This window comes from Phenylobacterium aquaticum, assembly GCF_022695515.1.
GTDB classification, from domain to species: domain Bacteria; phylum Pseudomonadota; class Alphaproteobacteria; order Caulobacterales; family Caulobacteraceae; genus Phenylobacterium; species Phenylobacterium aquaticum.
This window is the reverse complement of sequence record NZ_JALDPT010000007.1, coordinates 46,188-65,885: the sequence shown is the minus strand read 5'-3', so window position 1 is coordinate 65,885 and position 19,698 is coordinate 46,188. Positions and strand designations below refer to the sequence as shown.

Annotated in this window: 21 protein-coding genes; 13 read left to right on the top strand and 8 right to left on the bottom strand. The window is 69.9% G+C overall.

Annotated elements, in window-relative coordinates; all coding sequences use genetic code 11:
• Positions 1-6: 6 nt before the first annotated feature.
• Both MQH10_RS07260 and MQH10_RS07255 read right to left on the bottom strand, forming a co-directional pair.
• A complete protein-coding gene (locus MQH10_RS07260) occupies positions 7-597 on the bottom strand; it encodes a malonic semialdehyde reductase (RefSeq protein ID WP_242563402.1) in 591 nt (196 codons plus the stop codon).
• Positions 594-1,451 (bottom strand): LysR substrate-binding domain-containing protein, encoded by an 858-nt coding sequence (locus MQH10_RS07255; protein ID WP_242563401.1) that lies wholly within the window; start codon positions 1,449-1,451, stop codon positions 594-596. Before MQH10_RS07255 ends, MQH10_RS07260 begins: the two co-directional genes overlap by 4 nt.
• A 212-nt stretch (positions 1,452-1,663) precedes the next feature.
• Here MQH10_RS07255 and MQH10_RS07250 point away from each other — a divergent pair, with 212 nt between their 5' ends.
• The 13 genes from MQH10_RS07250 (at position 1,664) to MQH10_RS07190 (ending at position 11,802) form a co-directional block, all read left to right on the top strand.
• Entirely contained in the window at positions 1,664-2,398 is a 735-nt protein-coding gene (locus tag MQH10_RS07250) for an ABC transporter permease subunit (RefSeq protein WP_242563400.1), read from the top strand.
• 20 nt (positions 2,399-2,418) lie between these two features.
• Positions 2,419-3,213: an ABC transporter ATP-binding protein gene (locus tag MQH10_RS07245; protein ID WP_242563399.1), complete on the top strand. Its 795-nt coding sequence runs from the start codon at positions 2,419-2,421 to the stop codon at positions 3,211-3,213.
• Positions 3,210-4,379, top strand: a complete 1,170-nt coding sequence (locus tag MQH10_RS07240; RefSeq protein WP_242563398.1) for an acyl-CoA dehydrogenase family protein — start codon at positions 3,210-3,212, stop codon at positions 4,377-4,379. Before MQH10_RS07245 ends, MQH10_RS07240 begins: the two co-directional genes overlap by 4 nt.
• A gap of 2 nt (positions 4,380-4,381) precedes the next feature.
• Entirely contained in the window at positions 4,382-5,332 is a 951-nt protein-coding gene (locus tag MQH10_RS07235; protein ID WP_242563397.1) for a D-isomer specific 2-hydroxyacid dehydrogenase family protein, read from the top strand.
• A 14-nt stretch (positions 5,333-5,346) separates the two neighbouring features.
• A complete protein-coding gene (locus tag MQH10_RS07230) occupies positions 5,347-6,198 on the top strand; it encodes a class II aldolase/adducin family protein (RefSeq protein WP_242563396.1) in 852 nt (283 codons plus the stop codon).
• A complete protein-coding gene (locus tag MQH10_RS07225; RefSeq protein ID WP_242563395.1) occupies positions 6,198-6,584 on the top strand; it encodes a type 2 periplasmic-binding domain-containing protein in 387 nt (128 codons plus the stop codon). The genes MQH10_RS07230 and MQH10_RS07225 overlap by 1 nt, the downstream gene beginning before the upstream one ends.
• Before the next feature lie 20 nt (positions 6,585-6,604).
• Entirely contained in the window at positions 6,605-7,183 is a 579-nt protein-coding gene (locus MQH10_RS07220; RefSeq protein ID WP_242563394.1) for a type 2 periplasmic-binding domain-containing protein, read from the top strand.
• Between the two features lie 13 nt (positions 7,184-7,196).
• Positions 7,197-7,796: a cysteine dioxygenase family protein gene (locus tag MQH10_RS07215; RefSeq protein WP_242563393.1), complete on the top strand. Its 600-nt coding sequence runs from the start codon at positions 7,197-7,199 to the stop codon at positions 7,794-7,796.
• The gene (locus tag MQH10_RS07210) at positions 7,793-8,398 is read left to right on the top strand and encodes a rhodanese-like domain-containing protein (protein WP_242563392.1); all 606 of its coding nucleotides are present in this window, start codon (positions 7,793-7,795) and stop codon (positions 8,396-8,398) included. The genes MQH10_RS07215 and MQH10_RS07210 overlap by 4 nt, the downstream gene beginning before the upstream one ends.
• Complete coding sequence (locus tag MQH10_RS07205; RefSeq protein WP_242563391.1) at positions 8,284-9,354, top strand: rhodanese-like domain-containing protein; 1,071 nt, start codon at positions 8,284-8,286, stop codon at positions 9,352-9,354. Before MQH10_RS07210 ends, MQH10_RS07205 begins: the two co-directional genes overlap by 115 nt.
• Before the next feature lie 25 nt (positions 9,355-9,379).
• Positions 9,380-10,027: a glutathione S-transferase family protein gene (locus tag MQH10_RS07200; protein WP_242563390.1), complete on the top strand. Its 648-nt coding sequence runs from the start codon at positions 9,380-9,382 to the stop codon at positions 10,025-10,027.
• 105 nt (positions 10,028-10,132) lie between these two features.
• Positions 10,133-11,227 carry an LLM class flavin-dependent oxidoreductase gene (locus MQH10_RS07195; protein ID WP_242563389.1) on the top strand — a complete coding sequence of 365 codons (1,095 nt, stop codon included), beginning with the start codon at positions 10,133-10,135 and terminating at the stop codon, positions 11,225-11,227.
• Between the two features lie 11 nt (positions 11,228-11,238).
• On the top strand, positions 11,239-11,802 hold the full coding sequence (locus tag MQH10_RS07190) for a flavin reductase family protein (protein WP_242563388.1): 564 nt from the start codon (positions 11,239-11,241) through the stop codon (positions 11,800-11,802).
• Here the strand turns inward: MQH10_RS07190 and MQH10_RS07185 are convergent.
• From MQH10_RS07185 to MQH10_RS07160, 6 genes are all read right to left on the bottom strand, one after another.
• Complete coding sequence (locus MQH10_RS07185; RefSeq protein ID WP_242563387.1) at positions 11,799-13,025, bottom strand: dipeptidase; 1,227 nt, start codon at positions 13,023-13,025, stop codon at positions 11,799-11,801. The two genes, MQH10_RS07190 and MQH10_RS07185, sit on opposite strands and share 4 nt — an antisense overlap.
• Complete coding sequence (locus MQH10_RS07180; RefSeq protein WP_242563386.1) at positions 13,022-13,699, bottom strand: peroxiredoxin-like family protein; 678 nt, start codon at positions 13,697-13,699, stop codon at positions 13,022-13,024. Before MQH10_RS07180 ends, MQH10_RS07185 begins: the two co-directional genes overlap by 4 nt.
• Positions 13,700-13,743: 44 nt before the next feature.
• Positions 13,744-14,688 (bottom strand): ABC transporter substrate-binding protein, encoded by a 945-nt coding sequence (locus MQH10_RS07175; protein ID WP_242563385.1) that lies wholly within the window; start codon positions 14,686-14,688, stop codon positions 13,744-13,746.
• A 2-nt stretch (positions 14,689-14,690) separates the two neighbouring features.
• Positions 14,691-17,222 (bottom strand): TonB-dependent receptor plug domain-containing protein, encoded by a 2,532-nt coding sequence (locus MQH10_RS07170; RefSeq protein WP_242563384.1) that lies wholly within the window; start codon positions 17,220-17,222, stop codon positions 14,691-14,693.
• Between the two features lie 117 nt (positions 17,223-17,339).
• Positions 17,340-18,182, bottom strand: coding sequence for a TauD/TfdA dioxygenase family protein (locus MQH10_RS07165; protein ID WP_242563383.1), 843 nt, complete (start codon positions 18,180-18,182; stop codon positions 17,340-17,342).
• A 441-nt stretch (positions 18,183-18,623) separates the two neighbouring features.
• Positions 18,624-19,697, bottom strand: coding sequence for an MFS transporter (locus MQH10_RS07160; RefSeq protein WP_272886776.1), 1,074 nt, complete (start codon positions 19,695-19,697; stop codon positions 18,624-18,626).
• Between the last annotated feature and the right edge of the window lies 1 nt (position 19,698).

Here is a 19,698-nt window from a genome sequence, read left to right as displayed (position 1 = left end):
CTTTGCTCAGAGGATCTGGCAGGCGTCCTCGAAGGCCAGGCGCGGATTGCGGTCGAACAGCCCCTCGTCCGTGCCGTGGCCGATATTGCAGATGAAGTTCGACTGGATCTTGGTCCCGGCGAAGAAGGCGGCGTCCACGGCGGCGTTGTCGAACCCCGACATCGGCCCGCAGTCGAGGCCGAGCGCCCTGGCCGCGATCATCAGATAGGCGCCCTGCAGCGTGCCGTTGCGCACGGCGGTGACGCGGGCAGCCTCAGGATTGGCGAACCAGGCCTTGGCGCCCGGATTGTGCGGGAACAGCTCGGGGATCTTCTCGGCGAAGTCCAGGTCATAGCCCACGATCACGCAGACCGGCGCCGCCAGGATCTTCTCGCGATTGGTGGCAGAGGCGAGATCGCCCAGGCGCGTGCGCGCCTCCAGGCTCTTCAGGAACCGGAACCGGGCCGGGTTGCTGTTGGCCGCGGTCGGGCCCCACTTGGCCGTGTCGTAGATCTCGCGGATCAGGGCGTCGGAGATCTCCTCCGCGGTCCAACCGTTGCGGGTGCGGGCGATGCGGAACAGGCGGTCGAGGGCGGGGTCGTCGAGGCGTTGGCTCATGCGGATACCGGGGTCTGGAGGTCGAGGACGGCCGTGCGGATCAGCTCCGCCAGGCGATCGATGGTCGGGTGCGGCTTGGCGCGGACGTGGCGCACATAGGCGACGCCCGGCAGGTCGGGCAGGGTCGCAGCCTCCGCCTCGCCCAGGCGGCGGGTGGAGAAGATCTCGGTGCGGCAGGTGACGCCGAGCCCGGAATTCACCGCGGCCCGGAGCACCGACAGGCTGGGGGTCTCCAGCACCACCCGATAGGGGCGGCCAGACTTGTCCAGCGCCGACAGGGCGGCGTCGCGGAACCGGCAGGGGCGCTCGAGCACGGCGATCGGCAAGACCTCCTGCGCCAGGAGGGCGTCGTCGCCCAGCCAGATGGTCGGCGCCGTGCGGATGGCCGCCAGGTCGTCGCTGGCCCCCATGCAAAGCACCACGTCCAGGCGGTCGGAGTTCAGGAGATCGATCAGCTCCTGGGAGCCCCCGACCCGGACCTGCAGCTGGGCGTCGGGGTTCAGCTGGGCGAACTGGGACAGGACGCCGGACAGCAGGGTCTCGGCGAAGTCCTGCACCAGGCCGACGCGCGCGGGCCCCGCCAGGGCGTCGCCGGTGACCGCGGCCACCGCCTGGTCGTTCATCGACAGGATGTCGCGGGCATAGGCCAGCAGGGTCTCGCCGGTGGGGGTCAGCACCAGGCGTCGACCGTCGCGGTGGAAGAGCGGCGTCTGCACCGTTTCCTCCAGGCGCTTCATCTGAAGGCTGAGCGCCGACTGGGTGACGAACACCCGCTCCGTCGCCCGCAGCATGGAGCCGGAGTCGACGATCGCGGCGAAGCTTCGCAGCAGCTCGGTGGGCAGATTCACGGCCATCGGGACATGTCCAACTATGAGAACCTCTAATGGGTCGCTTCAAGATAACTCTATTGAGTTGATAGGAATTAGAAGGCTTTCTCCGGAAAGGCAAAGCGCAAATTTCCCTTGGCGCGCAAAGGCCCGGAGGTCTTCCAGTGTCTCTATTGACGATCGATAGAAATCCTATCGGACTGAGCCTGCCGCGCTTTCAGTTGAGCCATGCGCGTTGGTTGTCGCCGGTCCTGCTCCTGCTGCTATGGGAGCTGGGCTCGCGCACCGGGGTCATTCCGCCCCGCATCCTGGCCGCGCCGTCGACCGTGCTGGTCACCCTGTGGGAGATGACGGTCAGCGGCGAGCTGCCGCGCAATCTGGTGGTCTCGCTGGCGCGAGCCTCGGCGGGCCTGGCGATCGGCCTGATCGTGGGGACGACGCTCGCCCTGGTCTCGGGGCTGTCGCGGATCGGCGAGACGGCGGTCGACCCGCTGATGCAGATCAAGCGCACCATCCCCAGCCTCGCGCTCACGCCCCTGTTCATCGTCTGGTTCGGCATCGGCGAGACGCCGAAGATCACCCTGATCGCGGTGGGCACGACCTTCCCGATCTATCTGAACCTGTTCTCCGGCGTGCGCGGCGTCGACGCCCGGCTGATCGAGGCGGCCCGCAGCTTCGGCCTCAAGGGCCTGGACCTGATCGTCCATGTGATCCTGCCGGGCGCCCTGCCCTCGTTCCTGGTGGGGCTGCGCTACGCCATGGGCGTGGCGCTGCTGGTGCTGGTGGTGGCCGAGCAGATCAACGCCCAGGCGGGCCTCGGCTATCTTATCAACAACGCCCGCGACTTCATGCGCACCGACGTCATCGTCGTCTGCCTGATCGTCTACGCCGCCCTGGGGCTCACCGCCGACCAGATCGTGCGCACCCTCGAGACGCGGGCGCTCGCCTGGCGTCCCTCCTTCATCAAGTCCTGATTTTCGGAAAGGCCGACCCCGTGTCGCACCCCCTCCAAGTCGCCCTGCCCGTCGCCGCCCAGCCGGCCGTCAGGGTCCGCAACTTCACCCGCCGGTTCGGACAGACCACCGTCCTGCACGATCTCGACCTCGACATCGGGCGCGGCGAGTTCGTCGCCCTTCTGGGCCGCAGCGGGTCGGGCAAGACCACCCTGCTGCGCACCCTGGCCGGCCTGGACCCGGCCGATGGCCAGGCGGTGACCACGCCGGCCGCCAAGGCCATCGTGTTCCAGGATCCGCGCCTTCTGCCCTGGAAGAAGGTCTGGCGCAACGTGGCGCTCGGCCTGTCCGGCCCCGGCGTCCGCGACCGGGCAGAGGCGGCGCTCGGCGAAGTGCAGCTCGGCCACCGGCTGGACGCCTGGCCGGCGACGCTGTCGGGCGGCGAGGCTCAGCGCGTGGCGCTCGCCCGCGCCCTGGTCCGCGAGCCCGGCCTGCTGCTGCTGGACGAGCCCTTCGCGGCGCTGGACGCCCTGACCCGCATCCGCATGCATGGCCTGGTCCTGGCCCTGTGGCGCACCCACAACCCGGCCGTGCTGCTGGTCACCCACGACGTCGACGAGGCGATCACCCTGGCCGACCGGGTGCTGGTGCTGGACGAGGGCCGCATCGCCGCCGAGGAGCGGATCGATCTGCCCCGCCCGCGCGATCCCGACGCCGCCTTCCACGCCATCCGCACCCGGCTGCTCGGCCATCTCGGCGTCGAGGCGCCGGCCCGCCGGCCCGCGCCGACCGAAGGCGCCCTGGTCGCCTTTCCGAGCGGGGAGATGGTCGCGTGAGCCCCTCCGCCCTCCGCGCCGTCGAAGCGCCCGCCCGCCCCGACCTCGACCTGATCCTGCCGCAGCTGACGCAGGCCTTCGCGGCCACGGCGGCCGATCACGACCGCGACTCCAGCTTCCCGTTCGAGAACTTCGCGGCCCTCCACCGCAACGGCCTGCTGGCCCTGACGGCGCCGGCCCGGCTCGGCGGCCTTGAAGCCGACCTGCCGACCACCTTGCGGGTCATCCAGGCGGTCGCCCGCGGCGAACCGGCTACCGCCCTGGTGCTGCTGATGCAGTACCTGTTCCACGCCTCCCTGGAGGGCCGCGGCGGCTTCACCGAGGAGCTGAAGGTCCAGGTGGTGCGCGACGCCATCAAGGACGGCGCCCTGATCAACGCCCTGAGGGTCGAGCCCGAGCTCGGCACCCCGGCGCGCGGCGGCCTGCCCGCCACGGTCGCCCGCCGCACGGCCGACGGCTGGAGCCTGTCGGGCCGCAAGATCTATTCGACCGGCTCGCCGGCGCTCACCTGGATGATCGTCTGGGCCCGCACCGACGAGGAGACGCCCCGGGTCGGCGGCTTCCTGGTGCACAGGGACGCGCCGGGCCGCCGCATCGAGGAGACCTGGGACCACACCGGCCTGCGCGCCTCCGGCAGCCACGACGTGGTGTTCGAGAACACCCCGATCCCGGCCCATCACGCCCTCGATCCCAAGCCCCTGGGCGCGCCCCAGGCGCCGGATCCGGCCATGGCCGTCTGGTCGCCGGTCCTGACCGCGGCGATCTATAACGCGGTCGCCCATGCGGCGCGCGACTGGTTCGTGCGCTGGCTGATCGAGCGCAAGCCCGCCAATCTCGGCGCCTCGCTCTCCACCCTGCCCCGCTTCCAGGAGCTGGTCGGCGAGATCGACGGCCTGCTGCTGCAGAACAAGGTGCTGCTGGACAGCGCCGCGGAGGGCCGGCTGGGCCCGGCCCAGGGCGGGCTGGTCAAACACCTGGTCACCGAGAACGCCATCGCCGCCGTGGAGAAGGCGATCGCGGCCTCGGGCAACCCCGGCCTGTCTCGCCACAACCCCCTGCAGCGCCACTATCGCGACGTGCTTTGCGGCCGCATCCATTCGCCCCAGGCCGATGTGGTCCTGACCGGGGTCGGCAAGGCGGCCTTCGCCAGCCTGGCGGCGAGCTGACCATGGGTCGCATCGTCGTCGCCAGCCAGCTGAACGAGACCTTCAACACCGCCTTCGCCGAACGGCTGCCGGAGATCGAGATCGTCGGCGTTCCGCCGGGTTCGCCCGCCGGTCTGCCCCGCGAGGCCGAGGTGCTGATCGCCGCGCCGTTCCGCAAGGCCGGTGGCTCCCTGCCGCTGCGCGCCCCGCCCGGCTGGCCCTTCGACGTGAAGTGGGTGCAGCTGGTCTCGGTCGGCATCGACTTCTATCCCGACTGGCTGTTCGACGGCCCCGTCGTGACCTCGGCCCGCGGCGCCTCGGCCGTGGCCCTGGCCGAGTTCGCTCTGGCCGCCATCTTCGCCCAGGCCAAGCGCCTGCCGGAGATCTGGATCGACCGGTTCGAGCAGTGGGCGCCCACCCCGATCAGCCTGGTGGCCGGCCGCACGCTCGGACTGGTGGGCTTCGGCTCCATCGGCGAGGCGCTCGCCCCCCGCGCCCGCGCGCTCGGCCTGAACGTCCTGGCGGTGCGTCGCTCCAGGACCCCGATCGCCGAGCCCGGCGTCGAGCAGTTGGACGACCTGGAGGAGCTGTTCGCGCGCTCCGACTATGTGGTGCTGGCCGCGCCGGCGACGCCGCAGACCGAGCGGATGATCAACGCCGCCCTGCTGGCCAAGGCCAAGCCCGGCCTGCACCTGATCAATATCGCCCGCGGCGCCCTGATCGACGACGACGCCCTGCTGGACGCCCTGGACGACGGCCGGGTGGCGCTCGCCAGCCTGGATGTCACCCATCCCGAGCCCCTGCCCTTCAACCATCGCTACTACAGCCATCCGCGCGTGCGGCTCTCGCCCCACACCTCGGTTCACACCCCCGACACCCGCCAGAACCTGGCCGCCCAGTTCGCCGAGAACCTCGCCCGCTTCCGCCAGGGCGCGCCCCTGGCCGACGTGGTCGACACCGCGCGCGGCTACTGACCCACGGAGCCCCCATGACCGTCCAGCCCCTGTCCAGCCCCCAGGGCCGCCCGGCCCCGCATCCCGCCAAGCTGGAGACTGTGCTGCCGGAACGCGCCACCGCCCAGCCCGCCGCGATCCCCCGGCGCGCCTCGGTCGAGGAAGAGCGTCTGCACCGCAAGCAGCGGCTGGCCGCGGGCTATCGCCTGTTCGCCCGCAACGGCTTCGATATGGGCGGCGCCGGCCACATCACCGCCCGCGACCCCGAGTTCCCCGACCAGTTCTGGGTCAATCCGGCGGGCGTGCACTTCAGCCGCATCACCGTCTCCGACCTGATGCTGGTCAATCACGAGGGCGAGATCGTCCAGCCGCCGGCCCACGCCAAGCCGCGCCTAAACCGCGCCGCCTTCGCCATCCATTCCGAGCTGCACAAGGCCCGCCCCGACGTGGTGGCCGCGGCCCATTCGCACTCGCTCTATGGCAAGGCCTGGTCGGCGCTGGGGCGCCTGCTCGATCCGATCACCCAGGACTCGGCCGCCTTCTATGACGACCACTCCATCTTCACCGAATTCTCCGGCGTGGTGCTCGACACCAGCGAGGGCGAGAAGATCGCCCAGGCGCTCGGTCACCGGAAGGCGGTGATCCTGCAGAACCACGGCCTGCTGACCGTCGCCCATTCCGTCGAGGCCGCCGTCTGGCGCTATCTCGCCATGGAGAACGCCTGCCAGGCCCAACTGCTGGCGGAAGCCGCGGGCCAGACCCGGCCCATGCAGCACCACATCGCCAAACTGACCGCCGGCCAGATGGGCAGCGAGATCGGCGGCATCTACGCCTTCGAGCCCTATTGGGAGGTGGTGTCCGAGGAAGAGCCGGACCTGTTCGACTGATGGCCTCGCCCCTGGATCTGTCACGGCGCGGCGTCCTGGCGGGCGCCGCGGCCCTCGCCGCCTGCGCGCCCCGGACCCATGGACCGGCGGCCGGCGTCACCCTGAGGGTGGGCACCTACAAGGGCGGGGTGCAGAACCTGCTGCCGGCCGCGGGGCTCGCCGACACGCCGTACAATGTCGTCTATTCCGAGTTCGCCGGCGGCAACCTGATCACCGAGGCGATCAGCGCCAAGGCCCTCGACATCGGCTCGATGAGCGAGATCCCGCCGATCTTCGTGGCCGGCAAGGCGCCCCTGCTGCGGCAGGCGGCGGTCCAGCGCGCGGACGTCAATTCGCAGGTGGTGCTGGTTCCGGACGGCTCGCCCATCCGCTCGGCGCCGGACTGAAGGGCAAGCGGGTCGGCTATGTGAAGGCCACGACCTCGCACTACTTCCTGCTGCGCCTGCTGGCCGAGAGCCGGCTGACCTTCGCCGACATCCAGCCCGTCGCGCTCAGCCCCCAGGACGGCCTGGCCGCCTTCGGCCGCGGTGCGATCGACGCCTGGGTGATCTATGGCGTTCAGGGCAATATCGCCCGGGCCCGCCTGAACGCCCGGGTCCTGACCACCGGCCTGGGGCGGCTGTCGGGGAACTTCGTCCACGCGGCCCTGACCGAGGCCCTCGACGATCCCGCCCGCCGCGCCGCCATCGTCGACTATCTGGGCCGGCTGCAGAAAGCCTATCAGTGGGGCGAGACCAATCCCGAGATCTGGGCCGCCGCCCAGTCCAAGGCCACGGGCGTGCCGGCCGAGATCTATCTGCAGCAGCACAAGGAACGCAGCGGCCCGACACAGCTGGGGCCGGTGACCGACGACGCCATCGCTTCGCAGCAGCAGGTCGCCGACACCTTCGCCCAGGCCGGCGTCATTCCGACGGCCGTGGATGTCCGGCCGCTCTGGACGACCACCCTGAATGCGGATCTCAAATCGATCGCATTCCTTCAGTGACTATGTTGACCTCATGACCCAGCCCAATCTCCCGCGCCTGCGCGACTTCGTGGTGAACCTCGCCAGCCTGCTCGACGCGACGGACGACGAGGCTCGGATCCTGGAGGTCGGCGGCGGCCTGCTGAAGGATCTGGTCTCCCATGACGACTGGCTGCCCGACGACTATGCGGTTCCCGACCCGACCCGCTATCGCCAGTACCTGCTGCATTGCGACAGCCTGCAGCGGTTCTCGGTGGTGAGCTTCGTCTGGGGGCCGGGCCAGGCGACGCCGGTGCATGACCACACGGTCTGGGGTCTGGTCGGCGTCCTGCGCGGGGCCGAGCTCGCCCAGGCCTATGAGGTGGCGACGGGCCGGCTTGCCCCGGTCGGCGAGGTCCATCGGCTGTCGCCGGGCGATGTCGAGGCGGTGTCGCCGACCGTGGGCGACGTCCATCGCGTGGCCAACGCCTATGACGACCGCACCTCGGTCTCGATCCATGTCTATGGGGCCAATATCGGCGCGGTCAGCCGCCACACCTTCAGCGCCAACGGCGAGCCCAAGACCTTCATCTCCGGCTATTCCAACACCACCGTCCCCAATCTCTGGGACGCCTCGCAGAAGACCGCGTCATGATCTCCGAGACCACCCCGGCCGATGTCCGCCTGGCCTGGATCAGCCGCCAGGAGATCGCCCTGATCGACCTGCGCGAGGAGGATCCCTTCGCCAAGGACCACCCGCTTTTCGCCGCCCAGCTGCCGCTCAGCCGGCTGGAGCTGGAGATCCTCGACCGGGTTCCGCGGCGAGACACGAAGATCGTGCTCTACGATAACGGCGAGGGCCTGGTCCCACGCGCGGCAGAGCTCCTGGCCCGGCTGAGCTACACGGACGTGACGGCCCTCGCAGGCGGCCTGGAGGGCTGGCGGCGCGCCGGCCTGGAGCTGTTCCAGGACGTCAATTCGGCCAGCAAGGCCTTTGGCGAGCTGGTGGAGTCTCGCCGCCATACGCCGTCGGTGCCCGCCCCGGACGCCAAGGCCCTGATCGAAAGCGAGCCGAACCTGGTGGTGCTCGATGCGCGCCGGTTCGAGGAATACCAGACCATGAGCATCCCGCGCGGGTCAGCGTGCCCGGCGCCGAACTGGTGCTGCGGGCGCGGGAGATCGCGCCCGATCCCTCCACCACCATCATCGTCAATTGCGCTGGCCGCACCCGCAGCATCATCGGGGCCCAGTCCCTGATCAACGCCGGCCTGCCCAACAAGGTCTACGCCCTGCGCAACGGCACCATCGGCTGGACCCTGGCCGGCCAGTCCCTGGAGCACGGCCGCGACGGGCGGTTCCCCCCGACCTCTCCCGACCGCGAGGCCGAGGCGCGCCAAGCGGCCCGCGCCGTCTCCTACCGCGCCGGGGTGAAGCACATCGACACCCGGACCCTGGACATCCTGGACCGTGACGAACGCCGCACCCTCTATCGCTTCGACGTGCGCACGCCGGAGGAATACGCCACCGGCCACATCCCCGGCTTCCGCTCGGCGCCCGGCGGCCAGCTGGTGCAGGAGACCGACGTCTTCGCCCCCGTGCGCGGCGCCCGCATCGTGCTCGCCGACGATAAGGGCGCACGGGCCGACATGAGCGCCTCCTGGCTCGCCCAGATGGGGTGGGAGGTCTATGTGCTCGACGGCGGGTTCGACGGCGTGCTGGAGCGCGGGTCCTGGTGTCCGACCCGCCCGCCCCTGCCCGATGTCCCGACCCTGACAGCCGGCGAGTTCGCGGCGCGGGGCGACCTCGTGGTCATCGACGTCGGCCCCAGCGCCCAGCACCGCAAGGGCCACATTCCCGGCGCCTGGTTCGGGGTGCGCGCCAGCCTGGCCCAGGCGCTGATCGTCCTGCCCGAGGGGCTGGATGTCGTCTTCACCTCGCCCGACGGCGATCTGGCCCGCCTGGCCGCGGTCGACTTCGCGGGGCTGACCGAGCGCCGGGTCTTCGCGCTCGAGGGCGGCACGGCGGCCTGGGTCGCCGCGGGCGGGGCGCTGGAGCCCGGTCTCCAGGCGGCGACCTTCGTCGATGACATCTATCGCCGGCCCTACGAGGGCACGGACAACGCCGCGGAGGCCATGCAGGCCTATCTCGACTGGGAATACGGCCTGGTCGACCAGCTGGCGCGCGACGGGTCCCACGGCTTCTACGTGATCTGAAGGCCGAACAAGGAGGAGACCGGCCATGTCCCTGACGCTCTATTTCGCAGGCGGATCCTGTTCCCTGCCCGCCCTGGTCGGGCTCGAGGAGGCGGGCGCCGCCTATGACGCCGTGCGCCTGATCCTCGCCGAAGGCGACCAGCGCACCCCGGACTATCTGGCGATCCACCCCCGCGGCCGAGTGCCCGTGCTGGCCGTCGACGGCCAGACCATCGGCGAGAACGTCGCCGTTCTGTCGGTGATCGCCCGGCTGTTTCCCAAGGCGAACCTGCTGCCGCTCGACGACACCCTGGCGCTGGGCCGCGCTTATGAGCTGATCGGCTGGTTCGCCAGCGGGGTGCATGTCTCCTTCGCCCAGGCCTTCCGCCCGGAGCGCTTCACCCGCGATGAGAACGCCTGGGCGGCGCTGAAGGCCGGAGGCCGCGAGAACGTGCTGACCGCCTATGGCGAGCTGGACGACCGGCTGTCCGACGCACGGCCCTGGCTGCTGGGAGACGGCTTCAGCCTCGTCGATCCCTACGCCCTGGTGTTCTGGCGGTGGGCCGAGCGGCTGGCCATCGACGTCACCGCCTTCCCGCACCTGTCCGCCCACGCCCGCCGGACCCTGGCCCGTCCCGCCACCCAGCGCGCCCTGGACCGGGAAACCACCACAAAGACCCTCAAGGCGGCGTGATCGATCAGGGCTCCTGATAGGCCGATTGAGAAGAACTCGCTGCCGCGCTTCAATTCCTAGTCTTAAAGTCGGCTTTAAGCTCAGACAACGGCCTAGGAGATTGGAATGCCTGTCGAATTCATCGGCTTCATCGGGGCCCAGCACGCCTCGGAAACCCATCCGGCCAAGGGGCCGGCGCTCGACGTCGACTATGTCGAGAAGGTCGCCAAGGCCCATGACGCCGGCGGGTTCGACCGGGCCCTGGTGGCCTTCGGCTCGACCTCGCCGGAGAGCATCCTGATCGTCGCCCATGCGGCCAGCGTGACCGAGAAGCTGGGCTTCATGATCGCCCACCGTCCGGGCTTTACGGCGCCGACCATCGCGGCCCGCCAGCTCGCCACCCTGGACCATTTCAGCAAGGGCCGCATCGCGGTCCACATCATCACCGGCGGCTCGGACGCCGAGATGGCCAAGGACGGCGACCACACCAACAAGGCCGAACGCTACGCCCGCACCGACGAGTACCTGGACATCGTCAAGCAGGAATGGACCAGCGCCAAGCCCTTTGACTACAAGGGAAATTACTACAACGTCGTCCAGGGCTTCGGCTCCGTGAAGCCGCTGCAGCAGCCGCATATCCCGATCTATTTCGGCGGCTCCTCCGACGAGGCGATCCCGGTCGCCGGCAAGCACGCCGACATCTTCGCCCTGTGGGGCGAGACCCAGGCCCAGGTGCGCGAGACCATCGCCCGGGTGCGCGCCGCCGCCGCCAAGCACGGCCGCGACGTGAAGTTCTCGTTGTCCCTGCGCCCGGTCATCGCCGACACCGAGGAGGCCGCCTGGAAGCGCGCCGACGACATCGTCGCCCGCACCATCGAGGTCCGTAAGGCCGCGGGCCTGCCGACCGAGGGCCACACCCCGCCCAATGAGGGCTCGCAGCGCCTGCTGCAGGCCGCGGCCCAGGGCACGCGCCTGGACAAGCGTCTGTGGACCGGCGTCGCCGCGGTCACCGGCGCCAGCGGCAATTCCACCGGCCTGGTGGGCACGCCCGACCAGGTGGCCGAGGCCCTGCTCGACTATTACGACCTGGGCGTCTCGACCTTCCTGATCCGTGGCTTCGACCCCCTGGACGACGCCATCGGCTATGGCCGCGACCTGCTGCCCCGCGTGCGGGAACTGGTCGCCCAGCGCGACGCCAACCCCATCGCGGCGGCGGGCTGAGGGAGGCGGTGATGGCGGACGGCGCGCTCCAGGCTCACACCCCGGCGGACCTCGCGGACATGTTTGAGGCCTGCGATGTCGTCCGCCTCTGGCCACCGGCCGACGCGGCGGCCTTCAAGGACGGTCTGGCCCGGCTCGCGTCGGGCGTGGCCGTGGTCGCCTGCTGGTCCGGCGACCAGCCCAGGGGGCTGCTGGTCAGCTCCCTGACCGGGCTCTCGACGGAGCCGCCCCGGGTGCTGTTCTGCATCCGCAAGGCGGCCTCGGCGCACGGGGCCCTGCTGGCGGCGCCGGCGATCAGCCTGTCGATCCTGGCGGCCGACCAGGACGGCGAGGCGGCGCGGTTCTCCAGCTCCGATTTGGCGCATGAGCGGTTTGGCGACGGCTGGCGCACCGTGCCGCTGGAGCCGCCGGTGCTGAAGGACGCGCTGGTCGCGTTCAGCGGTCCGGTGCACTGCCGGATCGACGCCGGCAGCCACACCATCTTCATTCTGGACATCAGCCAGGCGTCCGCCCGCGACGGGAACCCCCTGGTCTATTTCGATCGCCAGTTCGGCGACCTTGCGGCGAGGGCCTAACCCCTCGCCGCTTCGGCGCCCCGCCAGGCGCGCAGGAAGTTGCCTCCCCAGATCTTGCCGATCTGGGCCTGCGAATAGCCGCGCCGCACCAGCTCGCGGGTGACGCCAAAGGCCTCGCCGGCATTGCGCCAGCCGGTCACCCCGCCGCCGTGGTTGAAGTCCGATCCCACCCCGACATGATCGATCCCGACCCGCTTGACGGCGTAGTCGATCGAGTCCGCCAGGTCGGCGACCGTGGCGTCGCGCAGCAGGCCGCCCAGCCGGTGGGTGTAGTCGGCGCGGACATCGGCCGGCAGGGCGGACGCGTCATCGCCGGGCTTCTCGAACGCCGCCGGCAAACCGACCTCGGCCCTCAGGGCCCGGACCTTGTCGGCATAGTCGGCGCCCGGCCGCACCAGATAGCTCTTGAAGGCGACGATCTGGACCACCCCGCCCTTGGCGGCGATGGCGTCGAGCTCCCGGTCGGAGAGATTGCGCGGAACATCGACGACGCCCCGCACGCCCGAATGGGTCGCCACCACCGGAGCCCGGCTGAGCGCCAGCGTCTGAAGCACGCCGTCCACGGTGAGCTGGGAGACGTCGATCAGCACGCCGAGCCTGTTCAGGCGCGGCACCGCCGCCTTGCCCAGCGGCGACAGGCCGCCGTGCTCGACGGCCGGCGTCCCGCTGGGCCGCGAGGAGTCGGCATAGTCATTGTTGCCCGCATGGACGAAGCCCAGCACCCGCACCCCGCGCGCCACGAAACTGTCGAGCGCCGCAGGGTCGGTTCCCAGGGAATAGGCGTTGAGGAAGCTCGGGATCACCGCGACCTTGCCGGCCTTGCGGGCGGCCAGCACCTGGTCGGGACTGAGCGCCAGGGCGGCGCGCAGGGGATATCGCTCGGCGATGCCGTGGATCGCCTTGAGCTTGGTCTCGGCCTGGGTGCGGGCGGCGGCGAAGCCCTCCGCCGTGCGCGGCCCCTGGGGCGCGAACACCGCGAAGGCCGCGGCGCCCACCCCGCCCCGCTCCAGCTTGGGCAAATCGACCTGGGTGTCGCCGTCGATCGCCGGGTCGTGGGCGCCGGTCCCGTAGTCGAGCGGGATGTCCAGGTGGCTGTCGAGCACCAGGGTCGCGGCGTGGATGCGCCTGGCCCGCGCGTCGAGATCGTCCGCCAGGGCGGGGCTGGCCGCTCCGGCGGCAAGCCCGGCCAGGACGGCGCGGCGGTCGGTCAGGCTCGCGCTCATCGGGCGGACTCCAGAGTGAGCGCGCGGACCGCCGCCAGGATCGGCTCGGCCTCGGTGCGGACCAGCCAGTCAGGGCTGACGTCGGCGAAACTTACCACTCCGTCGGTCCCGATCACCACCACGGTCGGCTGGGGCAGTTCCCAGGCCCCTGTCCCGGTGGTGTCGCCGATGAAGCTCCCCTTGGCCTTGGCCGCGGCCTGATTGGCGGGATCGGCGGTGTAGAGCACGCCGAAGCGCCGGCCGAGCGCGTTGTCCCGGTCCGTCGCCACCTCGAAGCTCAGATTGTGCCGGCGCTTGATCTCGACCAGCCGCTCCGGGATCTGAGGGCTCACCGCCACAAGCCGGGCGCCCAGCGCCTTCAGCCCCGGCGCGAGGGTCCGCTCATAATAGGGCAAGGCGATATTGCAGGCCGGGCAGCCGGCGAAGCGGAAGAAGATCAGCACCGCCGGCCCGTTCAGGGTCAGGCTCTCCAGGGTCAGTGGCTCACCGTCCACCTCCTCAAGCGCGAACGGGCCCAGGCGGTCGCCGGCCTTCACCCAGCGCGACGGGACCGCGGTCTCAACCAGGATGCGGCGCTGGTCGATATTGAGCTTCAACTGGGCGGGATCCCAGGTCCGCTCGCGCTCGGCGTGGAGGTCGGCGAGTAGCTGGCGAAGGGTTTCGGTCTGGGCCATGGCGGGCTCCTTTCAGCGTGAGGGGAGACGGACGGACCTGGCGCTCACGGCGCCACGGCCGCGTTGAACGAGGCGTCGAACGCCCCGGCGATGTCAGCGCCTGGCGGGATCGCGCCGGCCGCCTGGAACCTGGCCAGGACCTGCCGCTCCTCGGCGATCACCGTCGCGTCGATGGGAACCGGCTCGCCCCGCGTGGAGCTCAGGGTCTGGGCCGCGATGACGAGATCAAGGCCGGTCTCCTTGGCGAGCGTCGCGGCGTACGCGGCCTTGTGGTCCCCGACCCATTTCTGGGCCCTGGACAGCCGGGTCAGGAAGTCGAGGATCTCAGCGCGCTTGGTCGCGATCGCCTGGACATTGGCGACCTCGAAGCCGTAACCCGACAACAGCCCCCGCCCGTCCGCCAGCACCCGCGCCCCGCCTTGCTGGGCGAGCGCGATATAGGCGCCCCAGGTCGCCCAGGCGTCGACCGCGCCGGTCGAGAAGGCGGCCTTGGCGTCGCCCGGGGACAGGAACACCAGGGTCACGTCCGAAGGTCTCAGCCCGGCCTGTTCGATCAGCCGCAGCAGCAGATAGTGGCCGATGGAGCCGCGGCCCGTCGCCACCTTGCGCCCCTTGAGATCGGCGGCCGTGCGGATGGACGATCCGCCCGGAACCACGACCGCCGTACCCGATCCGCCGCCGGAGGACCGCGCGGCCTGCACCGCCTTGACCTTGCCGCCATTGGCATAGGCGAACAGGAAGGGCGCATCGCCCACCGCCCCCAGGTCCACAGCGCCGGCGCCGACCGCCTCCAGCAGGTGCTGGGCGGCGGGGAATTCGCTCCATTCCACCCGATAGGGCGCGCCCGCCAGGACGCCGGAGGCCAGGACCAGGGCCTTGGTCCCGCCTTTCTGGCTGCCGACCTTGAGCACGCCGGTCGCTGCGGTCTTCGGCGCGCAGGCCGCCAGGCCGCCGGCGAGGCCGGAGAAGATGAGGGTGCGTCGCTGCATGGTCAGAACCGCCGCGTCACGCGGCCGTAATAGTAGCCGCCGGTGATGCCGAAGGGGGACAGGTTGCCGTACTGGCCCGTGCCGGTGTCGGGGCTGAGCACGCCGATCTTGTCGGGATACTGGTCGAACAGGTTGTTGGCCCCGAGCGCCACCGTCGTGGTCGGATTGACCTCGTAGGAGACGTCCAAGTCCGCCACCCACTTGCCGGAGAAGGTGCGGTCGCTGACCGCCTGGGCGCCGGCCTCGGTCCAGGAGCCATAGCGGGTCTCGCGGAAGGCCACCGTCAGAGGCCCGCGGTCCCATGTCGCCGACAGGATCACCTTGTTGCGGGGCTGGGCGATGGTCAGGTCCGCCTGCTTCTGGCGGTCGAACAGGGCGTAGCCCAGGGACGATAGCACCGCCGGCGTCGGCTTCAGGTGGGTGATGACCGTCTTGGTCCAGGCATAGGCGCCCGACAGGCGCAGATCGCCCCAGTCCTTCAGGTCGAAGCTGTATTCGGCCACCGCGTCGAGGCCGCGCGTCCGGGTGTCGACCGCGTTGGTGTAGTAGGAGACCGACAGGTCGCTCTGCAGGCCGTTGGCCGCCAGGATCGCGCCCACCACCGGCCCCTTGATCGTGCCGGTGTCGACGATGCGGTCCTTGATCTCGATCTGGTAGGCGTCGAGCGTCAGGCGCAGGCGCGAGATCGGCTCCGCCGTGAGACCGGCGCTGTAGTTCACCGAGGTTTCCGGCCGCAGCGGCTCAGCGCCCAGGGCCTTGGCCACGGGGGTGAAGACCGGCAGCACCTTGGTCGGGGTGGAGACATAGGGCTGGCCGGCGATGCAGTTGGCCACCACCCCGGCTGGCGGCGGGCACTGGACGCTGGTGAAGGTCGAGGACGCGAAGATGGTCTGGGCCAGGGACGGTGCGCGGAACCCGTTGGAGACCGTGGCGCGCAGGGCGTAGCCCGGCAGGAACTCCCAGCGGGTGGAGAACTTGCCGCTGGTCGTATCGCCGACCCCGCCCGTGTAGTGCTCGAACCGGCCGGCCGCGCCGACGTACCAGGTCCGGGTCAGATTGGTCCCCAGGTCCACATAGGCCGCATAGGTGTTGCGGTTGATCTTGCCGGCGTCGGCCGGGGTGGTGCCGGCATAGGAGGACAGGCCCGGCGCCGGCGGCTTGCCCGCGAAGGGCTGGCCCGCCGGGATGACGTAAGAGCCGACCACATAGGATGCGGCGTCGCCGGGCAGGATCTCGAACTGCTCGTAGCGCTGCTCCAGGCCCCAGGCGACCGACAGAGGCTTGGCGAGGCCGACCTGATAGTCGCGGCTGACATCCAGATTGGTGGTGACCTGATCGAAGCGGTGCGTCGACAGGTGGAAATAGGTCGGGCTGGCCGGGCCCAGCGTGGCGTTCAGGGTGTTCTCGGCGTCGAGCTGGGCGTTGTCGTGCGCCGCCGTGGTCGAGAGGTCCCAGGCCCAGCCAGAGGTCGCGCCTCGCGCGCCCACCGCCACCTGCTCATCAAGCTCGAAGATCCGGCGCAGGGCGTTGAAGCCGAGCGGATAGACCTCCGGCAGGGCCGTGGTCGTGTTGGGCCGGATCGTGTTGTTGGGCAGGAAGCTGCCGGTGTTCTTCTTCGACGCCCGGTGGCTGAGGGTGCCGAAGGAATAGACGGTGATCCCGTTGGCCAACGGCAGTTCGCCATTATAGGAGGCGGCCAGCAGGTCCTCCTCGCCGGCGCCGTAGGACTGGCCCCAGTAGTAGCGGTCGACCGTGGCGTCGCGCGGATCGGGGCTGCCGTTGGCTAGAGCCGGATAAATGTACTTGGCCTGGGACGGGATGGCCCGCGAGGCCGCCGCATTGTTCTTCCAGTTGAAGCCGAAATCGACGAAACCCGCCTGCCCTAGGGGCCGCGCATAATTGGCCGACACTGAATAGGTCTCGCCGTCGGCCAGGTAGAACCGGCCGGCCTGGGCGCTCACCTCCCCGCCCTCGGTCTTGTCCTTGAGGATGATGTTGATCACGCCGGCGATGGCGTCGGAGCCGTATTGGGCCGCCGCGCCATCGCGCAGCACCTCGATATGGTCGATGGCGGCCGAGGGGATCAGGTCGAGATCGACCGGCACCCCGCCGCGCCCCACCCGGGCCAGATTGTTGATCAGGGCGGTCGTGTGCCGGCGCTTGCCATTGACCAGGAACAGGGCCTGGTCGCCGTTCAGGCCGCGCAGGGTGATGGCCCGAACGGTCCAGGACGTCCCGCCGCCATTGATGCCCGGCAGGTTGAAGGACGGCAGCAGGGTGTTCAGCACTTCCTTCAGCCCGACCTTGCCGGTGTCGGTGAGCTGGCTCTCCTGGATGACGTCGATCGGCGCCGGGCTGTCGGCCACGGTGCGGTGAACCCCGCCGCGCACCCCGGTGACCACCACGGCCTCGACATCGGTGGCGTCGGCCTCGGCGGCCCGGGCCGCACCGCCCAGGGCGATCACGGAGGCCGCGGTCAGCAGGAGGGCGCGGGCTCGAAGCCGCTGGCGGGGGAAGGTCTCGGTCTTGGTCATCATCAACTCATGGCGCGGCCGTCCCGGTGCGAGCCGGGCGCCGTCTTGGCTGTCGGAGGTGGGACGGAAGGGCCGCGGCGTCCGTCGGGAGGCGGACGCCGCGGCGGGATGCGGGCGCTAGGCCCGCACCCGATGGGGGATGTCATCGGAGGCGATCAGGACGCGCTCCATCACGCGGGGGAAATCGCCGTAGTCGCGCACCGCATAGTGCAGGCCGGCCCGGTTATCCCAGAAGGCCACCGAGTTCGGCCGCCAGCGGAAGCGGGCGTGATATTCCGGCCGCTTCACCTCGGCGTAGAGCCGGGCCAGCAGGGCGTCGCTCTCGGCCCGATCCAGATCGACGATCCGCGGCTTGAGGCTGAAATTGACCCAGAAAATGTCCTCGCCCGTCTCGGGATGGGTGCGGACGATGGGGTGGGACACCAGCGGATAGCGCACGCCCGAGCGGGTCAGGGCGTCCTGATAGTCATGGACGACATAGAGGTCGTCGATCCGGCGCTTCAAATCCTCCGGCAGGCCGCGATAGATCGCCCCGCCGTCCGCCCAGATGGTGTCGCCGCCGACCTCGGGAATGTGCACCGCCCGCAGGACGGCGCCGAAGGACGGGTCGATCCGCCAGCTGGTGTCCGTATGCCAGTGGCTCTCGCTGACGGCATATTTCTTGAAGTTCTCCGCCGCGATCGGCTGAACCACCCGGTGGGTGTCGACCCCACCGGTCGGATGCGCATAGAGCTCGCCGAAGTTCAGGGCGAAGGCGACCTGCTGGTCGCGGGTGATCGCCTGATCGCGGAAGAACAGCACCTTGTACTGCAAGAGCAGAGCCTTGAGCTCGGCCCGCTCCTCCGCCGACAGCGGCTGGGCCAGATCCACCCCGGACACCTCGGCGCCGATGGTCGGATTGAGCAACTGGATCGAATAACGGGTCCCGGCTTCCCGGGTCTTGAGGCTGACAGAGCTCACGACGCTCTCCTGACGAATGACCACGGCGCGCTGGGCCGCAGGTCAGAGAAAAGACGTCAGACGCCAAGACTGCGATGCAATATTTCTGAATTACAGGCGGCGTTTTATGTATATCGCCGTGGAAAATATAGATATTTCACCGCCCATCTATTTGCGTCGCCGAACGCTCATATCATCGCTTCTTCACAAAGAGGCGGACCAGGTGATCCAGGCGACCATGGGCTTTGCGGCGGCATGGCGATGGCCTATTTTGACAGGGTGTTGACCACGGCCCGGTGCTTGAGTTCCAGGACAACGCCATGAGGCCCGGCGAACACCCGCGCGGGCCTCTTCCATTTCCAGCGACAAACTGAGGCTCCGGCGCAGACCGTCGAAGGGGCCGTCCCACCTCTTGCGACAATCTCCAGCGTCGCTGACAGCCTCAATGACCGTGTTTACCGCTTAAGCCTCAGGGCTTGAGCGACCCAGGGCCAGGGCGATCTCGGCGTGGCGGGCGCGGGTGATGCTGTAGGAGGCGAAGATCACCAGGGACACGACCGCGATCACCGCGGCGACCGGCCCCCAGATGAGCACCAGCCTCACCTGCATGTCGTGGCTGAGGACCGCGCCCACCGACCGGCCGATATCCTTGGGGAACCGCACCAGATCCAGGGCGACGCCCGCCGCCATGACCCCAAGCCCCGTCGCCGCCTTGCCGGCGAACCCGAGGCCCGCGAAATAGAGCCCCTCACGGCGGCGGCCGAACAGGTGCTCGTGCTCGTCCGCGGCGTCGGCCATCATCGACGGATAGGCCACCGACACGAAGCCCGTGCCGATGCCGGCCACGAAGGAATTGATCTGCATCGGCAGAAGGGCCGCGTGGCCCAGCGGCAGGTAGACCCCGGCGAGCATGAGACCCTGCAGGACCAGCCAGTTGGCGATCAGAAGGGCGAAGCCGAAGACCACGACGTTCTTCTTCTCCATCACCTTCTGGAGCATCGGGGCGCCGGTGACGCCGAGCAGAATGCCGATCATGTAGGCGTAGCCTATGAACTGGATCAGCTCGCTCTTCATGCGCCAGACGAAGATGAAGGCGTGATTGTTGAGGCTGGCGTTCAGGCCCAGGGCCGCGAACAGGATCACGGCGGAGACGAACAGCAGCCGGAACGAGCGATTGCCGAAGATCTCGACCACCTCGCCCGGCAGCCTGCGCCACATAGCGCCGGGCGCCTGCTCGGGCTGGGGCAGGCTGGCGGCGTAGCGCCAGACGCCCAGGCAGCAGAGGGTCATGCAGGCCAGCAGGAGCCCGGCCACCGACCATCCGAACCCGGGATAGCCGTCGGGACGCTGCAGGCCCCCGTTGGCGAAGAACAGCGAATAGCCCGCCGCCGTGATCATCACGGCCGTCACCAGGCCGGCCACGGCGCGATACATGACCACGCTGGTGCGTTCGACATAGTCCGTCGCCATTTCCGCCCCCAGGGCGATGTAGGGGACGTTGAACAGGGAAATGGCGCTGCGCGCGGCGACCGACATG

Excerpts from the sequence above, each read along its gene's own strand:
- MQH10_RS07170 (WP_242563384.1), bottom strand. The coding sequence starts at position 17,222 with ATGACCAAGACCGAGACCTTCCCCCGCCAGCGGCTTCGAGCCCGCGCC.
- MQH10_RS07195 (WP_242563389.1), top strand. The coding sequence starts at position 10,133 with ATGCCTGTCGAATTCATCGGCTTCATCGGGGCCCAGCACGCCTCGGAA.
- MQH10_RS07235 (WP_242563397.1), top strand. The coding sequence starts at position 4,382 with ATGGGTCGCATCGTCGTCGCCAGCCAGCTGAACGAGACCTTCAACACC.
- MQH10_RS07160 (WP_272886776.1), bottom strand. The coding sequence starts at position 19,697 with ATGTCGGTCGCCGCGCGCAGCGCCATTTCCCTGTTCAACGTCCCCTAC.
- MQH10_RS07230 (WP_242563396.1), top strand. The coding sequence starts at position 5,347 with ATGACCGTCCAGCCCCTGTCCAGCCCCCAGGGCCGCCCGGCCCCGCAT.
- MQH10_RS07175 (WP_242563385.1), bottom strand. The coding sequence starts at position 14,688 with ATGCAGCGACGCACCCTCATCTTCTCCGGCCTCGCCGGCGGCCTGGCG.
- MQH10_RS07215 (WP_242563393.1), top strand. The coding sequence starts at position 7,197 with ATGACCCAGCCCAATCTCCCGCGCCTGCGCGACTTCGTGGTGAACCTC.
- MQH10_RS07260 (WP_242563402.1), bottom strand. The coding sequence starts at position 597 with ATGAGCCAACGCCTCGACGACCCCGCCCTCGACCGCCTGTTCCGCATC.
- MQH10_RS07190 (WP_242563388.1), top strand. The coding sequence starts at position 11,239 with ATGGCGGACGGCGCGCTCCAGGCTCACACCCCGGCGGACCTCGCGGAC.
- MQH10_RS07185 (WP_242563387.1), bottom strand. The coding sequence starts at position 13,025 with ATGAGCGCGAGCCTGACCGACCGCCGCGCCGTCCTGGCCGGGCTTGCC.
- MQH10_RS07255 (WP_242563401.1), bottom strand. The coding sequence starts at position 1,451 with ATGGCCGTGAATCTGCCCACCGAGCTGCTGCGAAGCTTCGCCGCGATC.
- MQH10_RS07210 (WP_242563392.1), top strand. The coding sequence starts at position 7,793 with ATGATCTCCGAGACCACCCCGGCCGATGTCCGCCTGGCCTGGATCAGC.
- MQH10_RS07200 (WP_242563390.1), top strand. The coding sequence starts at position 9,380 with ATGTCCCTGACGCTCTATTTCGCAGGCGGATCCTGTTCCCTGCCCGCC.
- MQH10_RS07225 (WP_242563395.1), top strand. The coding sequence starts at position 6,198 with ATGGCCTCGCCCCTGGATCTGTCACGGCGCGGCGTCCTGGCGGGCGCC.
- MQH10_RS07180 (WP_242563386.1), bottom strand. The coding sequence starts at position 13,699 with ATGGCCCAGACCGAAACCCTTCGCCAGCTACTCGCCGACCTCCACGCC.